The organism is Arthrobacter sp. FW306-1B-F12A (assembly GCF_058781865.1).
In genome coordinates, this window is the sequence record NZ_JBYSXD010000110.1 from 1 (window position 1) to 1,071 (window position 1,071).

The following is a 1,071-nucleotide window of genomic DNA, read 5'->3' on the forward strand; positions in this document are numbered from 1 at the left end:
CAGGAACCGCAGCTGTTCCTTGACCTGCCAGACTGCCTGGAGCGTGCCGGTCGGATCGTCGGCCGCGAACACTTCTGACAGCCGGTGGGCTGCCTTCTCCGTGAGGGTATCGCCGGCGCGCAGGAGCAGCATCCGGTGCGCCCAGGCCTTGTCCACGGCCCGTCCCCGGCGGCCCTTGACCTGTTGGGAGAGGTTCTGCCTGGCCTCGGTCACGGCCTGGTTGGCCAGGGAGACCAGGTGGAAATGATCGACCGCGACGGCGGTGCGGGGAAGCCACATCCGCAGCGCTTTCCGGAACGCTGCGGAGGGGTCGATCGCGACGACCTGAACACCGAGCCGCCATGCCAGCGGCCGGGCGAAGAGCCAGTCCCCAACGCCCCTGTGGTCCCGGCCGTCCACGACGCCCAGGACCTGGCCCGTGTCCAGGTCAACGATCGTGGTCATCCACGGCTCGTATCGGGTCCACGTCTTGGATTCGGGGTCCTGGAAGTAGCGCACGGACCGGAAGCGGTGCTCGTCGATGCCCAGCATCCGCGGGCTGAGCTCGTCCACGTCAGGCAGCGTCATAACGCAGGCTTCAGTCAACGCCGCCCGGACCATCCACCAGGACACCGCAAAGGCGGCAGCCGTCTCCGAGACAGCCCGGCCCGAACGGATGACCGCGTCCACGAGGTGGTCCCGGAGCCGGCCGGTGGAGCGGGCCCGGGCCGGGACCTGGGCGGTGGATTCAAAGAACGAGAGCCTCCCGCACGCCGGCTCCTCGCAGTACCAGCGGTACTTGGACCAGAGGACCTCCACGGCACCGGCGACGGGAATGTCCCGGATCCGTTGGAAGCGGCGTTCCTTCCGCCGTGAGGCAACCACCCCACATGTGGGGCAGCCCGGCGGCTGCTCGGTTTCGACAATGACCCGGCGACCGCCGCCAGGGCTCAGGCTGGTGGAGATGACGCGGTAGTCGGGCAGGTTGAAGAGGATGGTGGCAGCGTCGGCCGCCACCCCGGTAGGCTCGATCAAGGCTCGTGGTCCTGTTCCAGGTTGAATGCTTAGACACACTCATCCCAACAGGGCCAC

1 protein-coding gene is annotated in these 1,071 nt (G+C 68.2%); it reads right to left on the reverse strand.

Annotated elements, in window-relative coordinates:
• A partial coding sequence (locus AC3WJU_RS22430) for an ISL3 family transposase (RefSeq protein WP_492260923.1) occupies positions 1-1,014 on the reverse strand: 1,014 nt, incomplete at its 3' end.
• Positions 1,015-1,071: the final 57 nt, after the last annotated feature.